The following is a 19054-nucleotide window of genomic DNA, read 5'->3' as shown; positions in this document are numbered from 1 at the left end:
CCACCGATAAGGTGGGTTTTATATGGAAATACTTTTTGTGAAGTAATTTTCGCTAATATTTTTATGGTCGATTATAATGACAGTTTTTAATTCTAGGTATTTCATAATATCATCAAATATTTCATAGAAAAGAATTTCATCGAGTCCTGTACTTATTTCATCAAAGATATATAATTCACAGTCCTTATACAATGCCCTTGCTAATAAAACCCTTGTCTTTTCTCCACCTGACAGAGTACTATTATCAAATCCGATGTTGTTCGTACAATATTTTTTAATAACTTCATCTAATCTACAGATTTTAATAATCTGATGCAATTTATCTTCATCCACATTGGATTTAAATGTAATATTATCTACAATCGACATGTTGAATAATTTATTTTCTTGAAAAACTGCTGACAAAGATATTGTTTTATTTTCTTTTCCATCAATATATATATTGCCAGTAGTTGGTTTGTACATATTTGTGATTAATTTTGCAATGGTTGATTTACCTGATCCCGTTCTTCCATTTATCTTTAATTTATCGCCTTTATTTATGATTAAATTAAAATTTTCTAAAATGTGATTATCTCCATAATTTAATGAAACATCTTTAAATTCAATTGTAGTAAAATCGTCAATTAAATTTATATTCTCTTTCTCTATGATTTCAAAGGTATCATCTATTCTCTTAACGGAATTCTTAAAAGCAGAAATTTCTTTTTGATTTTCTATTATGTTAAATATTGGATCAGTAATCATTGATGCATATAAAATGATTGCAATTAATGCACCAACAGACAAACTACCTTGGCTAACACGCATGCCTCCAATAAAGATTAAAATAGCCATAATAAGATTAAACAGTAAACTGACAAGTGCTTGAGATACATTTTTAATGTTTACGATTTTTTTATCCAGCTTGTTTAACTCATTGTTTTCTTTGAGAAACTCACTGGTAAAAACTTTCTCTTTGTTAAATAATTTAATGTCCCTAGCACCTACAATTATGTCAAAAAATTTATTTATAACATTAAGTCTTTGAATTTGACTATTTTTAGATGCTATTTCCGAATTCTTTAAAATCTTTTGAATTACAATAGTTGAAATTGCAGAAATTAAAATCATAGCAAATAACATAATATAGTCATATTTTATTATTATAATCGATCCGATTACAAAACTTGATATTGAAAAACCTAATTCAAAAACAAGAGGTATAAGTTTGTCATCGAGGGATTTTAAATCATCAATAAGAACGTTAAAAACATTGCTTTGACCAGCTTTTTCTAGTAGATCAATCTTTGTGCTAAGAATGCTTGCAACAATCTCATTCCTTATATCTCTATTCAAATTAAGTTCAAATTTTGAACCAAAGTTGACTAGGAAAATCCTAAACATATTAACAAAAATATATACCAGTGAATAAAATATTATGTTTTTTATAAAATCACTTGTATTACCCATTGTTAAGTAATCTATTACCTTTTGAATGAAAATCATAGGAAGTATACTTAAACTTCCTACGACTATCCCCGTTAAAAATAGTAATAAAATTTTAGAAAAATTATTTTTGTATTTATCTCTTATCATAATTTCCTCATTTAACTATATAATCATATACCTTTATATAGTTTCGAATATTCTACTCTTTATATTCATCTTCATCCCATGGAACTATTACATCATCTGGAATATTTTCCCTTTCAAATCTGTAATGTCCAGTTATTGGGGAGCGTTTAATATAGTCGTCTTCTCTTTTAAGCTGTCCTCCATTATGAAATATAAATGGAAATCCCTCGTCATTTCTATTGTCTGAACACATTCCTATATGAAAGTCATTTGGTCCAAAGATTATTATATCTCCTGGTTGGAAGTCCTTTGGATCTTTTACTTCATTTGTTAAGACTGTACAGTACTTTTCAAAAAATGGTCTTAATGTCTTAACTCTTCTAAAGTCGATGTTATTGTCGGGATTTTCCACCATTGGATAGTCCTGTGGGGACCTTTCTATGTCTTTAATTAACATGGATCTTAGGGAGTAACCTGCTTCTCTAAATGCTCGCCAGATTACATCGGTACAAACGCCGCTATATTTATCTGGATAGCCATTGTTATCTTTTACATAGTCGGGAACATATTTTGGATGGTTTTTAGCATCTTTTCTTGCGCCATTCACAAAGTCTTCGTAGTCATCTATCCCATTTTCATTGTAGTCGGAGTTTGATTTTATATTTAATTTTTTAAATTCTTTATTTCTTCCATCTTCAAATAAAAATCTATTAAAGATTGGTCCATTTAAAATCACCCTTGCTTCTTCACTTTTGTAAAGAAATAGTATAAATAAAGCTGCTATTATTAAAACGGGTATTATAATATATCTTTTTTCTGTTTTCATGTCGCCACCTTTTCTTAGCTCTATTTTATACTTTATTTCATTATATTTCACTAACTTTGACATATTGTAACAATTTCTCACCCTTTTAATGTTTTTATATTAGATGTAGAATGTATTAGAGGAGATTTTTATGGATGAAAATAATTTAGAAGATGTGTACTTAACATGTGAAGAACCTTTTATATATAAACTATTAATCACTGTGGGAGGCTTTTTTGGAGCATATACTTTTATACTTCGTGGTGGAGTTTTTTGTAATGCCCAAACTGCTAATGTGGTGCTTTTTGCCATAGCCCTTGGTAAGGCTGATTGGACCAGGGCCTTACATTTACTTTTACCAATTTCTGTTTACTTTTTCGGTTCCTTTTTGTCGGAACATCTGGGAAAAACCATAAAGAAATTTTTCTTTTTACGATGGGATACCTTATTAATTGGAATTGAAATCATAATTGTATTTATTTTAGGTTTACTTCCAAAGTCTGCACCGGACCAAATATGTCAGGTTGCGTTAAATTTCATTTGTTCAATGCAGTTTAACACCTTTCGCCAAGTTCGTGGAACACCGGCAGCTACAACTTTTGTAACAAATCACATCCGCCAAGTTGGTTCAAATTTTTCCGTTTATTTAAGAAAGAAAGATGACTACTCTAAAAATAAATTAAAGATTCACGGCTCTATGATTTTTTATTTTATTTTGGGAACTGTACTTGGAACTGTAAGCATTAAATTTTTTGAGTATAAGTCAATTTGGGTAACTTGTATTTTACTTTTGATTATCTTTATAAATCTTTTTTATGCAGATAGGGTAATTGAAAGGGAAATGTTTAATAGAAAACCTCGAGGACATTAAAACACCGACCTTATGGCCGGTGTCTTTTTATAGAAATTTCATTCTACTTGGGTCAATATCTCTTTCTATTTCGTGAAATCCTTTAATGATAATATCATTTTCTTTGATGATTTCTTCTATCTTTTCCTTGTCTTCTATGTTGTCATAGAGAATTGATATTCCACAACACACATCTAGAACCCTTGGTGTTGGTGCGATAGTTGCTTTAATATTATTTTCTTTTATTAAACTATAGAGTTTTTGACCATTTTGTACATCTTCAAATAGAATATAGTTTTGTTTACTTTTCATTTTCAATCATTTCAACGAATGCTTCGATTCTTGTCTTTAATTGTTCAGCATCTTCATCAGTGTAGTCTGTTTCGATTCCAAGTACAGGAATTCCAGCTTCTTTAAGTTCTTTTTCAACTAGGTGACCTTCTGTATCATAAATGTTACAGAATTTAAGGTTAACGTCTATAACTCCATCTACATTATATTCTTTTGCAAGTCTTATAATGTCTTCAATTCTTTCGTGGTTTGGAGTGTAACATGCACAGTTGATTCCCTTCATGTATCTATCTGTTAGATGTGAAACCATTTCATCTATAGTTTCGCCAGATTCATCAACTGTAAGTTCAAAATATCTTGAACCTGTACACATTTCTTCACATACTACAGCTGCTCCGCTGCTTTCTATGATGTGATGTAGTTTCCAGTTTGGAATTGAAAGTGGTGTTCCTGTAAGCATAAGTCTTGTAGCGCCTTTCTTGTAAACAGAAACATTTTCTTCTTTTCTCTTATCAAGTTCGTCACAAAGTTCATTAACCATTTGTGCAAATCTTGTTGGGTCGTCATAGAATGCAATTTGTGAAATAAGTAGACAGTCTTTACCGCTTATTGGCACATTGTCTAACTTTCTAAATTCCCAAAGTCTTTGCATTGCTCTTCTCTTGTTGTTAATAAGAACAATTGCATCATGTAGTGATTCAGCAGTAAGTTTATTTCCTGTAAGTTCTTCGATTCTGTCTATGTATCTATAAACTTCGTCCTTAAAGAACTCAACATCTTTATCTCTCTTCATTTGTGGTAAGTCGAAAACGTACATTGGGGCATCTTTTGATAGGATTTCCCATGCTTTTTTCTTACCGTCACATGTAGTTTCTCCAACGAATAGGTCTGCTATTCTGAAGAAAGGACAAGTTCTTTCAAATCTTGCACCAAGTGATGCTTTTATTAGTGGACAAGTTGCTGTTGGAAGATGTTTTTCTCCTCCTGGAACCCAGAATTGTGATCCTGAGCAAAGTCCAGTGTTAATTGCTCCACAACCAAATACAACTTCATCAGGAACGTGGATACAGAATGTTCCTACTACTTTTCCGCCGTTTTTTTGGAACTCAATAAGTTCTGCTGGTCTTATTCCGTGGATTTCTGCAACAACCATGTTGAAGTAGTCCATTTTTTCTGGTCTGTTTTCTTGTGATAGATAAACATCACCAAATGCTTGTGGTAGAACTTCACATAAAACATCATGTGTTTCTACATCCATTCCTAAATTTTCCCACATTTCTCTGTAATCTGCCATGAATTATTCCCCCTTAATATTCAATGGATCTATTTTCAATATCAAATTGGTTACAGCCTCGAATTATGTAGTCGGGTTTTAAATCAAATTTTCCATATTTTTCTTCAATAAATTCAAAACCACTACTTTCGTAGTCTTTATGAAGTTCTCCTTCACAAAAGTAACCCTCATTGATTAATTGAAGTACTTTTTTATAAATTCCAGCTCCCGCTTGTATTTTTGCTACTTTCTTCTCTCTAAAACTTTCATCAATATGTCCCCTTATAAATGAAAGTCTTTCATCTACATCAAAAATAAACTTAGAAAAGTATTCTACTTCGTATATCCTTTTTACGTCAATATCACATTGTCGAAGCTTACCTATTGCAGTTGAAATCTGCTTAGATTTTTCCACAATATCCACAAATTTATCCATATTAAAAGGCTCTTTTGACTTCTCCTCCATAAACTTAATTAGGGATTTGTAATCGTTGTCCTTATAAAGATAAACTTCTTTGTCTGTTTTCTCTTTTAATTTTTCGTATCTTATTTTACAGCTGTCATCAACTATGAAAAACTTTGAAGAGAACATAAATGGACATTTGCCAAGTTCCAAATATGCAAAGGAAGAGTTTAACATGTCACAATAGTTGTTGTCGTCATATCCTTCAGTAACATGTCTGTCAATTCCATAGGAGTATATTCCTTTATAGCCAAAGCTTTCTACTATCTCCCATGGAACTCTCCCCCAAAGCGAAATAACTTTTTCTGTTTCACTTAAAGTTAGTGCTTCAATATATGCATTTTTTCTTATATCTAAATATTCCATTACTTTGCAAGCATTGCAGCTCCTATGGCACCTGCAAATCTACCGTCTTCATGGGTGCTAACATCCGCTTTTAAAAGCTCTTGTAAATGTTCTACCATGTAGTCATTGCCTGCAAAACCACCTGTTAAGAAGTATTGGTCTGATTTTGGAATTCTATTTACTAGAATTATTACTTTATTGATTATTGAGTGAATAACTCCACATGCAATGTCTTCCTTTGGTGTTCCCTTACCTATTAACGAAATAATTTCAGTTTCTGCAAATACTGTACACATGGATGATATCTTTATATCTTTTCCCTTTCTTGCAAGCGCAAACATTTCGTCAAGGTCCACACCAAGTCTACCTGCCATTACCTCTAAAAACTTTCCTGTTCCCGCTGAACATTTGTCGTTCATCTTAAAGTCATCTACAAAGTTGTCTCTAAAGCTTATAACTTTTGTATCCTGTCCACCAATATCTATGATTGTGATATCTTTTCCAGGATTAAAGAAACTAGCTCCCTTTCCATGACAAGTTATTTCTGTTATAACTTTGTCAGCAAAAGGTACAGAAACTCTACCATATCCTGTAGCAACAACTTTTCTGTTGTCTTCAGTTACTCCATTTGCTAAAAGCCATTCTTCAATATCTCTACTTGCTTGGACTGAACTCCAGCCAGTAGGCATGACTTTCTTAAAAACTATTTCTTTTTTTGAATCATCTAGTACAACAACTTTTGAAGCTGTTGAACCTATATCGATTCCAACATTATACATATGCATCACCATCTATATTATACCATTAAATGTTGATTATTGGAAAATCATTGTAAATTTTAATAAATTATTTTTTATAATCCCTGTCAATTATCTTTCATTTAATTTATTACATAAGAAAACCCTCTTCCATAGACTGAAAGAGGGTCTATTATTATTTTACAAATACTTCATATGCCTTTGAAGTCATATACGCATCTGCCTTTGAAAGTAGCTCTATAGGTGCGTGCATTGAAAGCATTGCTGTTCCAATGTCAACAACTTCTGCTCCATATCCTGCAAGGATAAATGCAATTGTTCCACCGCCACCTTGGTCAATCTTTCCAAGTTCGCCAGTTTGCCAAATTACTCCATTTTCATTGAATAGCGTTCTAAGTTCTTGTAAAAATTCTGTATTTGCATCGTTTGATCCAAACTTTCCACCGGAACCAGTGTATTTTGCAATTGCCACTCCATGGCCCATAAGTGCCACGTTATTCTTTTCTGTAACTTCTGCAAAGTTAGGGTCAAATGCAACTGTAACGTCTGCTGAAAGAACCTTTGAATTTGCAAATGCTCTTCTTAAAAGTACATCTGAATAGTTTTCAAATTGATTATTTAATATTTCTGCAACCATATTGTGGAAGTAGTTTGCTCCCATGGATGCATTACCAACGGAACCTATTTCTTCTTTGTCAACGAATAGTGAAACTGCTGTTCTCTTAGGGCTTTCAACTTTTAACATTGCTTCAAGGGATGCATATGCACACACTTTGTCATCATGACCATATGAAGCTATTAGAGATCTATCAAATCCAACATCTCTTGCTTTTCCTGCAGGAACTATTGTAAGTTCTGCAACTAAAAAGTCTTCTTCCACAAGTCCATATTCCTTGTTTAGGTATTTTAAAATACTGTCTTTAATAGGACTCTTGTCTTCATCTTTAGTCTTATATGATCTGTGGCCGATGATTACATTTAATTGTTCTCCTGTAATTCCTTCGTCCATTGTCTTCTTTCTTTGGTCCTTTGAAAGGTGAATTAGAAGGTCTGAAATATAAAATATTGGATCATCTTCTTTTTCTCCAATTACAATATTTAGCTTCTTTCCATCTTTTGTGAAGGCTGTTCCATGAAGCGCTAGAGGAATTGTAGCCCATTGATATTTCTTAACTCCACCATAGTAGTGGGTCTTGAAGTATGCCATATGCCCTTCTTCATAAACAGGATTTTGTTTTAAGTCTAGTCTTGGTGAATCTATATGGGAACCAAGTATATTCATACCTTCGGTTATGTCTTCTCCAACAACCATCATAATAACTGATTTGTTCTTGTTGTTTAAATAGATTTTGTCACCTTTTTTTATTTTGCCCTTTAGAGCTTCTTCTAGACTTACAAATCCATTTTCTTTAGCTTTTTCAATTATTGTAACTGTAGCTTCTCTTTCAATCTTTGCATGGTCTAAGAAATTTTTATATCTTTCACCATATTCAAAGATTTCTTCGATTTCTTTTTCAGAAAGTTCTTCCCAGATATTTTTCTTTTCATAATTTAAATTCATCTTTACCTTCTTTCTATTCTCTAACCTACCGGATCTTCCTTAGGATTTCCTATTTCTTCCGGCCCTCTTATTTGATCTTTGTTTATTACTTCTAACAATTTATCAGGTAGTGATTTTGTTCCACCAACTACAATTAATCTAGTGATGTCGCCACCTTTAATATAATCTACTATCTCTTTATCTATTGCCTTTGATGATGATAGTAGTATTGGTCCACTTACATACTTTGCAACATTTGATGCACAAAGTGCGTCTGGAAAGTCTTCGCCACTAACAAGAATTACTGTACGAACATCACTAAAGCCCTTTTTAGCTACATCTAAAGAGGTTAGATATCTGTTTTTACCTGAAAAATTGGTCTTTTCTATCTTGTTGAGACTATTGTTAGATAAAATATTAGGATTAACAGAACCCTTTCCTCCTACAATAATTCCCTTTGTGCTTCCAGAATTTTGTATATAGCCAAGATTTTCTTTTTCTAAAGTGTTTCCACCTGTTAGTAGTAGTGGGATTCTTGTTGTTGCAAGGTATCCACTTGCTGAAAGTGAGTCAGCAAAGTTTTGTCCATTTGCAATTGCAAAATATCTCTTGTCGTAGTTTTTACCTGATGTTTTTATAAATGTTGCAACTTTTGCTGCAGTGTCCACTCTGTTTTTACCTGCAATTCTCTTTACATTATACCCATTTAGTCCTTTTAAAGCACTTTCTGAAATTGCACTTGTTCCACCAACGATATATACATTTTTAACTTGTAATCTCTTAAGTTCTTGCTTAACTTCCTGTGGTACTTCTGTCTTTGACATAAGTAGAACTGGACCGTTTAATACAGAACCTAATACTCCTCCAGCAAGTCCATCTGCAAAGTTATCTCCACTTACTAAAACTGCATTTACCGTCTTCTTATAAGCTACTTTACTGGTTTCTACCGCTGTACCATATCTACTTCTTTCAGAAATTCTGTATAGATATACCTTGTTGTTTGCAAGAGCTTTTGTAGGTAAACTCATTAGACAAACTAAGAGTAATAATAAAATTTTCTTATTCTTTATCATTTATTCCATCCTTTTCAAATTCTTCTCTAAACTTTTCCAAAGCCTTCTTTTCAATTCTAGAAACGGACATTTGGCTTATATCCAGCGAATTTGCTATGGAAATTTGAGTTCTTTTTTCAAAGTATCTCTCTATGATAACTTTTTTCTCAACTTCATTAAGTCTTTCCATAACTCTGTCTATCAAATCTTTTAATTCAATTTTTTCATAATCTTCGTCTAAAACTCCGATTAGTTCTTGAATATTTACTTCCTTATCATCATTTTGTGAGTCGTAAGTCAGTTCAAGTGATGAAGGTGCATAGACCTTACTACCTTCTATGGCTTCTATTACCTCTTCTTCTGAAACCTCCAGATAGTCTGCAATATCTCCAATTGTAGGAGTCTTTTGAAGATGTTGTGAAAGTTGAGTCTTTGCATTATTAACTTTTTTTGACATCTCTTGGATTCTTCTTGGTACTCTAATAACCCATCCCTTGTCTCTAAAGTACTTTTTTATTTCCCCGACTATTGTAGGGGTAACATAACTTGAAAACTCAAATCCTCTAGATACATCAAACCTGTCTATAGCCATGATTAGTCCAAGGCTTGCAACTTGGAATAAATCGTCGTACTCTATTCCTCTGTTGGCATATTTTTTCGCAAGGATTTCCGCAATATAGATATGTCTTTCTATAAGTTCTGTCCTTATGGCCATGTCTTTAGTTTTATCATATTCTTTAAAAAGTTCTTTTGTATCAATATTTTTAAGTTCTTTTTTATCTCTGGTCATAATTTCTAATCCTTAAGCGTTTTACTAAGTTTAATTAGTCCTTCCTCTATTGTGACTTCATCCATAAGAGTTTCTAAGATAATTTTAGCAAATTTATTTATTTCTTTTTTATTGCCATTTGGTCTTATTGCTACAACTTCAATATCTAGTCTGTCTTCTGATGATAAAAATACTATTTTAACCTCTTTTGCACTTCCAAGTAAGATATTTAAAGCTTCACTAAGTGAAACTTTAATATCTTCTACTTCTTCAATGTCAAATCCAATTTTATTTGCAATAAATGACACATTTAGTCTTGCAAGGGCAATATTTTCTGGAGTGTATTCAAATGATAAATAATATTTTTCCATATTTTACTCCTTAATATTGAAGAGTTTGTCAAGTTCAGTTATTTCAAATATCTGTTTGACATTTGGTTTTATCTCCTCAATACTTATGGTTTTTTCTTGTTCTTTTATAGTGTTGTAAATACTAATTAAACTACCAAGTCCTGTAGAGTCAATAAAATTCAATTTTTTTGCATTTATTAGTATGTCTTTTGAACCAGGTAATTGTTTTAGTACTGCATCTTTGAATTCGTCACTTGAATAGGCATCTAAATCTCCATCTAAGGAAATTTTAATTAGATCTTTTTCTTCGTTAATATCGTAATTTAAACCCATTTGTACCTCCATTATTCGATTTCTTCAATATATTTTGCAACTGCAACAATCTTGTCACCTTCGTCATTTACTTCTCTGATTTTAACTCCCATGGTGTCTCTTCCCTTTGTTGAAACCTGTCTAACTTTAAGTCTGATAACATCTCCCTTTGCAGACATTAAAATTATTTCGTCATCAATCTTTACAAGTTTTGCAGATACAATGTCTGAAGTTCTCTTTGAAATCTTGTAGGTTATAACTCCCTTTCCTCCACGATTTTGAACCTTATACTTATCTACTAAAGTCTTTTTACCATATCCATTTTCTGAAACGATTAATAAATATTCGTTGTCCTTTAAAATATCCATGGAAACGGCCTCATCACCTTCATTTAAAGTGATTCCCTTTACACCTTGGGCCGCTCTTCCTATAGGTCTAATGTTCTTTACTTTAAATCTTATACATTGTCCCTTTTTAGTTACAATCATGGCCTCTTCATCTTTTCCAATCGACCTTACTGAAATAAGTTCGTCATTATCTCTTAAAACTATTGCTATTAGTCCAGATTTTCTAAGATTTTTAAACAATTTTATCTTAGTCTTTTTAATAAGTCCAGATTTTGTTGCCATTAGTAGATATTTATCATCTTCATCCTCGTCAAATGGTATTGCAGCTTGTACAATTTCTCCCTTTGAAATCTGGATTAGATTTACAAGGGCCTGTCCTCTCGCCTGTCTACTTCCTTCTGGAATTTCGTAGGCCTTAAGAGTATAAACTCTACCTTTATTTGTAAAGAATGCAATGTTACTATGTGTTGATGTTACAAATAGTGAATCAACATAGTCACCGTCTTTTAGATTAAGTCCGATTACACCCTTTCCTCCACGATTTTGTACTCTGTAAGAACTTGCAGGGGTTCTCTTTACATAACCATGTTTTGTTACTGTTATAAGAACATCCTCTTCTTCAATAAGCTCTTCTATGTCTATTTCGTCGTAGTTAGGTTTTATCTTTGTTCTTCTACTGTCACCGAACTTTTCTTTTATCTCTATAAGTTCATTCTTAATTATATCAAGAAGTAAATTTCTATTTGAAAGTATATCTTCAAGTCTTGCAATCTCTTTTATTAACTCTTCGTATTCATCCTTAAGCTTTTCTCTTTCCAAGCCTTGCAGTCTTCTAAGTCTCATATCTAGAATGGATTGAGCTTGAACTTCACTAAATCCAAATCTTTCCATAAGTCTTTCTAGAGCGTCTGAGTAGGACTCTCTTATTATTTTTATTATTTCGTCAATATTGTCTATTGCCTTTAAAAGTCCCTCTACAATGTGGGCTCTGTCTTTGGCTTTTTTAAGATCGAACTCTGTTCTTCTTGTAATTACTTCTTCTTGGTGCTCTACATAGTACTTAATAAGTTCTTTTAAGTTTAATACTTTTGGAACTCCATTTACAAGTGCAAGGTTTATTATACCAAAGGTAACTTGCATCTGACTATATTTATATAGATTGTTAAGAACTATTTGAGCATTTGCATCTCTCTTTAATTCAATTACAATTCTAAGACCTTTTCTGTCTGATTCGTCTCTTAAATCTGAAATGCCTTCTATTCTCTTGTCCTTTACTAACTCTGCAATCTTCATAATGAGATTGGACTTATTTACTTGGTAAGGAATTTCTGTAATTACAATTCTTTCCTTCTTGTGATATTCTTCTATATTTGCAACCGCTCTTAGTACAACTTTTCCTCTACCTGTGTTGTATGCATCGGTAATCCCCTGTTTTCCCATAATATGTGCTCCCGTTGGGAAATCAGGTCCTTTTATATGTTCCCTAAGTTCGTCTATTGTTATATCTCTGTTGTCAATGTATGAAACTATACCATCTATAACTTCTCCAAGGTTATGAGGAGCCATGTTAGTTGCCATACCTACTGCAATTCCTGAAGAACCATTTACAATTAGGTTTGGAAATCTTGATGGAAGCACTACTGGTTCAAGTTCTCTACCATCGTAGTTTTCTTGAAAATCTACAGTTTCTTTATTAATATCCCTTAATATCTCAAGGCAAAGTTTGTTCATTCTAAGTTCTGTATATCTTGGTGCCGCCGCTCCGTCACCGTCAATTGAACCAAAGTTACCTTGGCCCTGTACAAGTGGATATCTCATGTTGAAGTCTTGTGCAAGTCTTACTACTGCGTCATAGATTGCCGAGTCACCATGGGGGTGAAACTTACCCATTACATCCCCTACAAGTCTTGCAGATTTTGTAAATCCTCTGTCTGGGAACATACTTTGTTGTTGCATAGAGTATATTATTCTTCTATGAACGGGTTTAAGTCCATCTCTAACATCCGGTAAAGCTCTTGAAACTATAACACTCATTGAATAATCCAAATAGGATTTTTTCATCTCTCTATCTATATCAACATCTATAACATTGTCATGTCCTTTTATTAATTCACTCACTTTACCACCTCCTATGCATCAATATTTTGTGCATATACTGCATTTTCTTCAATGAACTCTCTTCTAGGCTCAACTTTGTCTCCCATAAGGATATTGAATGTCTCATCAATTTCCACAAGCTCTTCGTCGTCAATAGTTACTCTTAAAAGCATTCTATTTTCAGGGTTCATTGTGGTTTCCCAAAGTTGGTCCGCGTTCATTTCCCCAAGACCTTTGTATCTTTGAACCTTTAAATTTGAACCTCTTCCAAGTTCATTAAGGGAAGATTCTAGTTCCTCTTCTGTGTAACAATACCTTACAACCTTAGTACCTCTGATTATTCCATAAAGTGGAGGTTGGGCAATGTATACGTGGCCATCTTTTATTAAGTCCTTCATATATCTGAAGAAGAATGTTAGAAGTAAAGTCCTTATATGGGCACCGTCAACGTCCGCATCCGTCATGATAATTATCTTTCCATAACGAAGTTTTGAAATATCGAACTCTTTTCCAATTCCAGTACCAAATGCAGTTATCATTGCCTTTATTTCATTTGAAGAAAGAGCTCTATCGAGTCTTGCCTTTTCCACATTTAAAATCTTACCTCTAAGTGGTAATATGGCTTGGTATTTATTATCTCTTCCACCCTTTGCAGATCCACCGGCGGAGTCCCCTTCCACTAGGTATATTTCATTTACAGAAATATCTGATTCTATACAGTCTGCAAGTTTACCTGGCAAAGTGGTATTATCTAGAATTGATTTCTTTCTAGTTAAGTCCCTGGCCTTTCTTGCGGCTTCCCTTGCTCTTGCTGAAGACTGTGCTTTTTCAATTATGATTTTTGCAACTGCAGGGTTTTCTTCTAAAAAGATTGAAAGTCCTTCGTAAAGCGTAGTTTCCACATCTCCTCTAGACTCTGAGTTTCCAAGTTTTGACTTGGTTTGCCCTTCGAATTGTGGGTTTGAAAGCTTTATTGAAACTATGGCAGTAAGACCTTCTCTAGTGTCATCACCTTGAAGATTTTGATCTTTTTCCTTTATTAAATTGTATTTTCTTCCATAGTCATTTAAGGATCTTGTAAGTGCAGTTCTAAATCCTACTAAATGTGTTCCACCTTCTGTTGTATGAATATTGTTTGCAAAAGGCAGTACATTTTCAGAGTAGGAGTCTGTGTATTGCATAGATATTTCTACTGTACTCTTTTCTCTTTCCCCTGTAATGTAGATTGGCTTTTGATGTAATACATTTTTATTTCTATTTAAGTACTCTACAAATGAGTTTATTCCACCTTCGTAGTGAAACTCTATCTTGGTGTCGTCCCTCTTGTCTTCAAAGACTATCTTTATTCCACCATTTAAAAATGCCATCTCTCTAAATCTATTTATTAGAACTTCTTTTTCAAAATTAATGGTTTCAAAAATTTCTTCATCGGGCATAAACTGAATTTTTGTTCCAGTTTCCTTTGTCTTTTCGCCCTTTTTTATTTCCTTTGTAACCTTACCCCTTGAAAACTCTTGTGTAAATACATATCCATCTCTCTTAACTGTAGCTTTTAACCATGATGACAATGCGTTTACTACAGAAACACCTACACCATGAAGTCCTCCAGAAACTTTATATGCATCATTGTTGAACTTACCACCGGCGTGAAGTATGGTAAGTACTGTTTCAAGGGTTGACTTTCCAGTTTGAGGATGCTTTTCAACAGGAATACCTGATCCATTGTCCTCAACGGAAACAGATCCATCTTCGTAAATAATTACGGTTATGGTATCTGCAACTCCCGCTAATGCTTCGTCAATACTATTGTCAACTACTTCATAAACTAGATGATGTAGTCCCTTTGGTCCCGTTGAACCTATATACATCCCTGGTCTAAGTCTAACCGGTTCCAGTCCCTCTAGAACCTTTATGTTCTTAGCGCCATAATCTCTATTTTGAGTCATATATTTTCCTTTCATCTATACTTTTTAACTTTAAGTTTGCTATCCTGCAGTTCAAAAACTCTATACTCTCCATCGTATCCATCTATAAAAGATTCAGATGTTGCAGTTATTATACTCTGATAATCTTTAATTTCATTTAAAAGATAATCTGTCCTATTTTCATCAAGTTCTGAAAAGACATCATCTAAAAGTATTACAGGACCTATCTCTTTAATATCATGAAACATTTTAAGTTGTGCGAGTTTCAATGTTAATATTAACGTCCTCTGTTGTCCCTGTGATAGAAATACTCTTGAATCCATGTTGTTTATTAGTATTTCTATATCATCCCTATGTGGTCCCACGGAACTAAAACCTCTATATAGGTCTTTTTCCAGAGAATTTAACATTTTTTCCATAAGCATTTTATAATTATTTTCCATATCATTATAACAGTCCTCCCACTGTCCGTTATATAAAATGCTTAACTCTTCACTTTCATCTGTTAGTCTTATGTGAATTGTCTTTGCAAACTCTTCAATAATCCTTATATATTTGGATCTAACTTTTAATATCTTTGCACCTTCTTCTGCCATTTGCCTAGTTGATGCAATAATCTGTTCTTTAAAATACTTCTCTCTATTTTGATTTTTTAGTAAAAGATTTCTTTGATTTAAAATATTGTTGTATTTTATAAGGGCAATATTAAAACCTGGAAGTATTCCTGAAATCACTTCATCTACGAAATTGCGCCTATAGGATTTAGTCTCCTTTATGATTTTTATATCTTCAGGAGTAAAGGTTACTATGTCGAAAAAAGTACGCAGCTGCTTCATTGTATCTATTTTGTTTTCGTTTATCCTTATAACCTTTTGTCCATTTCTAGACAGTTTCACTTCAATCTTTTCTTCAAGTCCGTCAGAGTTTATATCCGTTCTTATAAAGCTCTCGTCTTTATCAAACTTTATAAGATTTTCTTGGTTTACCGCCTTAAATGATTTTCCCTTGGCACTGAAGTAGACTCCCTCTAATATATTCGTCTTTCCAACTGCATTCGATCCCGTTATTATATTTATTTTGTCTAAAAATTTAATATTTAAATTGTCGAAATTTCTAAAATTTAAAAGATAACAGTTATTTATCTTCAAAACTTTCACCTATTTTATTACATAGACATATTGTTCGTACTGAACCTTATCTCCCTGTCTTAATTTTTTTCCCCTTCTGGTTTCAACTTCGCCATTTACGTAAACTTCTCCATTTTGGATTATTTCCTTTGCAATGCCACCTGAAGAAGCTATGTTTACATACTTCAATAACTGTTCAAGTTTTATAAATTCAGTTTCTATTTTTACTTCTTCCATTACTGTCTCCCCAATCTAACCGGTAGTACCAAATATGAGTACTCATCTTCAGAATCTAAAGGATTGATGATACAAGGTTTTAAACTGTCGTTCAAATTAAGTGTACATTCTTCCGAGTCAATTACCTTTAATCCATCCAGTAGATACTTGGCGTTGAAAGCTATTTCCAAGTCGTTTCCATCTTTTTCACAATATATATTTTCAGACACATTTCCATATTCAGAGTTTGATGTAATGTGTATGTTGTTGTCAGTTATGGACATTTTTACAAGATTTGCCTTTTCTTCCCTTGCTAATAGTGAAGCTCTCTCAAGGGCATCTTGAAAATCTTTTTTTGATACATCAACCTTGCAAGTTGAAGGTGAAAATATTATTCCCTTATAGTCAAAGAAGTTTCTATCTAAAAGTCTTGAATAGATTAAAGTGTCGCCTAAGTCAAATACTATATTGTTTTTTACAAAACTAAGAGTAATATCTCCATCTTCTGGCATTATTTTACTTAATTCATTTAATGATCTTGAAGGCACAATCTCTTTTATCTCTTCAGTTATTTCACTGTCATATCTCATAAGAGCAATTCTAAAGCCATCAAGTGCAACAAAGTTCAAGTAATTTTCTTCAACTTCTATCATAACTCCAGTTAGTGAAGGCCTTGATTCGTCTATTGAAGCTGCAAATACCGTATTTCTTATGGCCTTTTTCATAACCTCCACAGGAATTTCTATCTTTTTTTCCACATCTATATTTGGAAGTGGAGGATAATCGTAGGAATCGAAGCCAATAAGGTTGAATTCTGAGTTTGCGCAACGAATTTGTATATTTTCACCGGTAATATTGAATTTTATAGTAGAATCAGGTAGCTTTCTGACTATATTTCCAATCATGGATGAATTTATAACAATATTTCCCTCTTCTTCTACAATACAATCTGTAGTAGTTTTTATTCCAAGCTCTAAATCAGTTGATTTAAGAGTTAATTTGTTGTCTTTTACTTCAAATAGAATTCCTTCTAATATAGGAAGAGTTGTTCTTGCAGAAATTGCCTTTTGAGCAATGTTAATATGTTTTAATAATTCTCTTTGGTTTATTTCAAATTTCATTTTTTTCTCCTAATAACAATAATAAGAATTTAGTAGTAGTCGTAGTAGTACTGTGCATTATGTGGATAAGTGTGATTTTACTGATATTTAATTGTTTTTTGATATTTATATCCCTGTGAATAAAATCTTCATAATTTGGAAGTTATGAACATTATCCACAGAAAAAATAATAAAAATAATTTTTTGGACTTATCAACATTTTATACACATAGATATCAACATAAAAATGTGGATTATTCACCCTTTATAGTTTGAACTAAACTATTTATTTCTTCAGCAAAAGACATATCTTCGCTAATATCTTTAGTTATTTTATCAACCCCATGCATAATTGTGGAGTGGTCACGGTTAAAGGACTCTGCAATCATAATTAGTGAAAGATCCGTAAGTTGTCTACACAAGTACATCGCAATTTGCCTTGGGTATGCAATTTGCCTTGCCCTAGTCTTTGATGACATGTCCTTCATTTCAAGGTTGTACTTTTCACATACCACTTCTTGAATGTATTCTAAAGTTACTGGTTTCTTTTCACTTTCTTCTATAACTTTATTTAGTGCAAGCTTTGCACGGTCTAAGTCTATTTCCCCTTCTAAGAGCTGTGCATGGGCAAGTACCGTCATAAGCGCACCTTCAAGTTCCCTTATGTTGGATTTCACATTCATTGCAATATACTCCAATATATCGTCTGACACATAGGCATGTTCCATATTTAGTTTTGCCTTAAGGATTGCAACTCTTGTTTCGTAGTCGGGCATTTGAATGTCAGCCATAAGTCCCCACTCAAAGCGTGATACAAGTCTTTCTTCCAAGGTTTCAATCTCCTTAGGAGGTTTGTCGGAAGATAGTATTATCTGTTTATTTTGAGCATATAGATCATTAAATGTGTGGAAGAACTCCAGCTGTGTTCCAACTTTTCCAGCAATAAACTGTATATCGTCAATTAGAAGCACATCTATATTTCTGTATTTATCTCTAAATTGAATATTTTTTTTACTTGACTTATCACCTATTGATGAAATAAGTTCGTTTGTAAATTTTTCACTACTTATATACATCACTTTCAGTTCAGGATAGTTATCCATAATCTCATGGGCAAGGGCCTGCATCAAGTGGGTCTTTCCAAGTCCTGGACCACCATATATAAATAATGGATTGTAAGCTGTTGCAGGATTTTTTGCAACTGCCATTGCCGCAGAAAGTGCAAACTCATTACTCTTTCCCTTTACAAAGGACTCAAATGTATATTTTGGGTTTAGCATCTGTTCTATTTTAAGTTTTTCAATATCTTCTTTGGTAGTGCTTACTTCCTGTTTATTGTCATAGAAATACTGTTGGCCTCCAGGCTGAACTTTAACTTGATATTGACTGTAGTTTGAGTCGGTTGGAAGCACAATTTTTATAGAAGCTTCAGTTTTCATTATAAAACTAAGTATTTCCACAATATCATCTAAGTATCTCTTTTCAATCATCTTTTTGGTAAAACCATTGGGAGCGGAGAGTACAAGTTCAGAAGATGTAAGTTTTATTGGCTTTAATGCCATTATCCAAGTTTCAAAGACCACCGCATCCATATTTACTTCAAGAACAGAAAGCAATTCAGACCATAAGGTATTTAGATCCATTATTCACCTCCGTTATACACATATTAATCCACAATATTATGATAACTTTTCATTGTTATTTTCATGTTACGTATACTTGTCCACAAAAACATGAAGTTATCCACAAAAAAAAATAGAAAAAAGCCAAAATTACTTAAAAAAAGAGAGAATTAGCCATTTTAATTGTACAAATTCCCTTTTCAATGTGGGGTTATCCACAAAAGCTTTTTTAAAATTGTGAATTAAAATTATTTT

At 32.8% G+C, this 19054-nt stretch carries 18 protein-coding genes; 1 reads left to right on the top strand and 17 read right to left on the bottom strand.

All coding sequences use genetic code 11. The annotated features are described in order from the left end of the window. Window positions 1-18 precede the first annotated feature (18 nt). Together L6651_RS05810 and L6651_RS05805 are read right to left on the bottom strand one after the other, a co-directional pair. Window positions 19-1578 (bottom strand): ABC transporter transmembrane domain-containing protein, encoded by a 1560-nt coding sequence (locus L6651_RS05810; RefSeq protein WP_237037049.1) that lies wholly within the window; start codon window positions 1576-1578, stop codon window positions 19-21. A gap of 52 nt (window positions 1579-1630) precedes the next feature. Next, a complete protein-coding gene (locus L6651_RS05805) occupies window positions 1631-2383 on the bottom strand; it encodes a DUF1287 domain-containing protein (RefSeq protein WP_237037048.1) in 753 nt (250 codons plus the stop codon). 130 nt (window positions 2384-2513) lie between these two features. Here L6651_RS05805 and L6651_RS05800 point away from each other — a divergent pair, with 130 nt between their 5' ends. Then, on the top strand, window positions 2514-3233 hold the full coding sequence (locus L6651_RS05800) for a YoaK family protein (RefSeq protein WP_237037047.1): 720 nt from the start codon (window positions 2514-2516) through the stop codon (window positions 3231-3233). Window positions 3234-3260: 27 nt separating this feature from the next. On the opposite strand, the gene L6651_RS05795 is transcribed toward L6651_RS05800, so the two are convergent. The 15 genes from L6651_RS05795 to dnaA all read right to left on the bottom strand — a co-directional run bounded on the left by L6651_RS05795 (window position 3261) and on the right by dnaA (window position 18820). Then, a complete protein-coding gene (locus L6651_RS05795; RefSeq protein WP_237037046.1) occupies window positions 3261-3524 on the bottom strand; it encodes a putative Se/S carrier protein in 264 nt (87 codons plus the stop codon). Then, window positions 3514-4797, bottom strand: coding sequence for a double-cubane-cluster-containing anaerobic reductase (locus L6651_RS05790; protein WP_237037045.1), 1284 nt, complete (start codon window positions 4795-4797; stop codon window positions 3514-3516). The genes L6651_RS05795 and L6651_RS05790 overlap by 11 nt, the downstream gene beginning before the upstream one ends. 13 nt (window positions 4798-4810) lie before the next feature. After that, window positions 4811-5605 carry a 2-hydroxyacyl-CoA dehydratase family protein gene (locus tag L6651_RS05785; protein ID WP_237037044.1) on the bottom strand — a complete coding sequence of 265 codons (795 nt, stop codon included), beginning with the start codon at window positions 5603-5605 and terminating at the stop codon, window positions 4811-4813. After that, on the bottom strand, window positions 5605-6363 hold the full coding sequence (locus tag L6651_RS05780) for an acyl-CoA dehydratase activase (protein ID WP_237037043.1): 759 nt from the start codon (window positions 6361-6363) through the stop codon (window positions 5605-5607). Before L6651_RS05780 ends, L6651_RS05785 begins: the two co-directional genes overlap by 1 nt. Before the next feature lie 154 nt (window positions 6364-6517). Further along, on the bottom strand, window positions 6518-7903 hold the full coding sequence (locus L6651_RS05775; protein ID WP_237037042.1) for an aminopeptidase: 1386 nt from the start codon (window positions 7901-7903) through the stop codon (window positions 6518-6520). A 20-nt stretch (window positions 7904-7923) separates the two neighbouring features. Beyond that, window positions 7924-8955, bottom strand: a complete 1032-nt coding sequence (locus L6651_RS05770; RefSeq protein WP_237037041.1) for a cell wall-binding repeat-containing protein — start codon at window positions 8953-8955, stop codon at window positions 7924-7926. After that, window positions 8942-9724: a SigB/SigF/SigG family RNA polymerase sigma factor gene (locus L6651_RS05765; RefSeq protein ID WP_237037040.1), complete on the bottom strand. Its 783-nt coding sequence runs from the start codon at window positions 9722-9724 to the stop codon at window positions 8942-8944. The genes L6651_RS05770 and L6651_RS05765 overlap by 14 nt, the downstream gene beginning before the upstream one ends. Before the next feature lie 5 nt (window positions 9725-9729). Then, on the bottom strand, window positions 9730-10074 hold the full coding sequence (locus L6651_RS05760) for an ATP-binding protein (protein ID WP_237037039.1): 345 nt from the start codon (window positions 10072-10074) through the stop codon (window positions 9730-9732). A gap of 3 nt (window positions 10075-10077) precedes the next feature. Then, entirely contained in the window at window positions 10078-10386 is a 309-nt protein-coding gene (locus L6651_RS05755) for an STAS domain-containing protein (protein WP_237037038.1), read from the bottom strand. An 11-nt stretch (window positions 10387-10397) separates the two neighbouring features. Next, window positions 10398-12818, bottom strand: a complete 2421-nt coding sequence (gene gyrA, locus L6651_RS05750; RefSeq protein WP_334301422.1) for a DNA gyrase subunit A — start codon at window positions 12816-12818, stop codon at window positions 10398-10400. A gap of 23 nt (window positions 12819-12841) precedes the next feature. Beyond that, complete coding sequence (gene gyrB, locus L6651_RS05745; RefSeq protein WP_237037037.1) at window positions 12842-14755, bottom strand: DNA topoisomerase (ATP-hydrolyzing) subunit B; 1914 nt, start codon at window positions 14753-14755, stop codon at window positions 12842-12844. An 11-nt stretch (window positions 14756-14766) separates the two neighbouring features. After that, window positions 14767-15882 (bottom strand): DNA replication/repair protein RecF, encoded by a 1116-nt coding sequence (recF, locus tag L6651_RS05740; RefSeq protein WP_237037036.1) that lies wholly within the window; start codon window positions 15880-15882, stop codon window positions 14767-14769. A 9-nt stretch (window positions 15883-15891) separates the two neighbouring features. Continuing rightward, on the bottom strand, window positions 15892-16098 hold the full coding sequence (yaaA, locus tag L6651_RS05735; RefSeq protein ID WP_237037035.1) for a S4 domain-containing protein YaaA: 207 nt from the start codon (window positions 16096-16098) through the stop codon (window positions 15892-15894). Next, a complete protein-coding gene (gene dnaN, locus L6651_RS05730) occupies window positions 16098-17198 on the bottom strand; it encodes a DNA polymerase III subunit beta (RefSeq protein ID WP_237037034.1) in 1101 nt (366 codons plus the stop codon). The genes yaaA and dnaN overlap by 1 nt, the downstream gene beginning before the upstream one ends. Window positions 17199-17431: 233 nt before the next feature. Continuing rightward, on the bottom strand, window positions 17432-18820 hold the full coding sequence (gene dnaA / locus L6651_RS05725) for a chromosomal replication initiator protein DnaA (RefSeq protein WP_237037033.1): 1389 nt from the start codon (window positions 18818-18820) through the stop codon (window positions 17432-17434). Between the last annotated feature and the right edge of the window lie 234 nt (window positions 18821-19054).

It is taken from the genome of Mediannikoviicoccus vaginalis, assembly GCF_928097925.1.
Taxonomy (GTDB): domain Bacteria; phylum Bacillota; class Clostridia; order Tissierellales; family Peptoniphilaceae; genus Mediannikoviicoccus; species Mediannikoviicoccus vaginalis.
The sequence above is the reverse complement of the archived record's forward strand: the minus strand, read 5'-3'. Positions and strand labels throughout refer to the sequence as shown.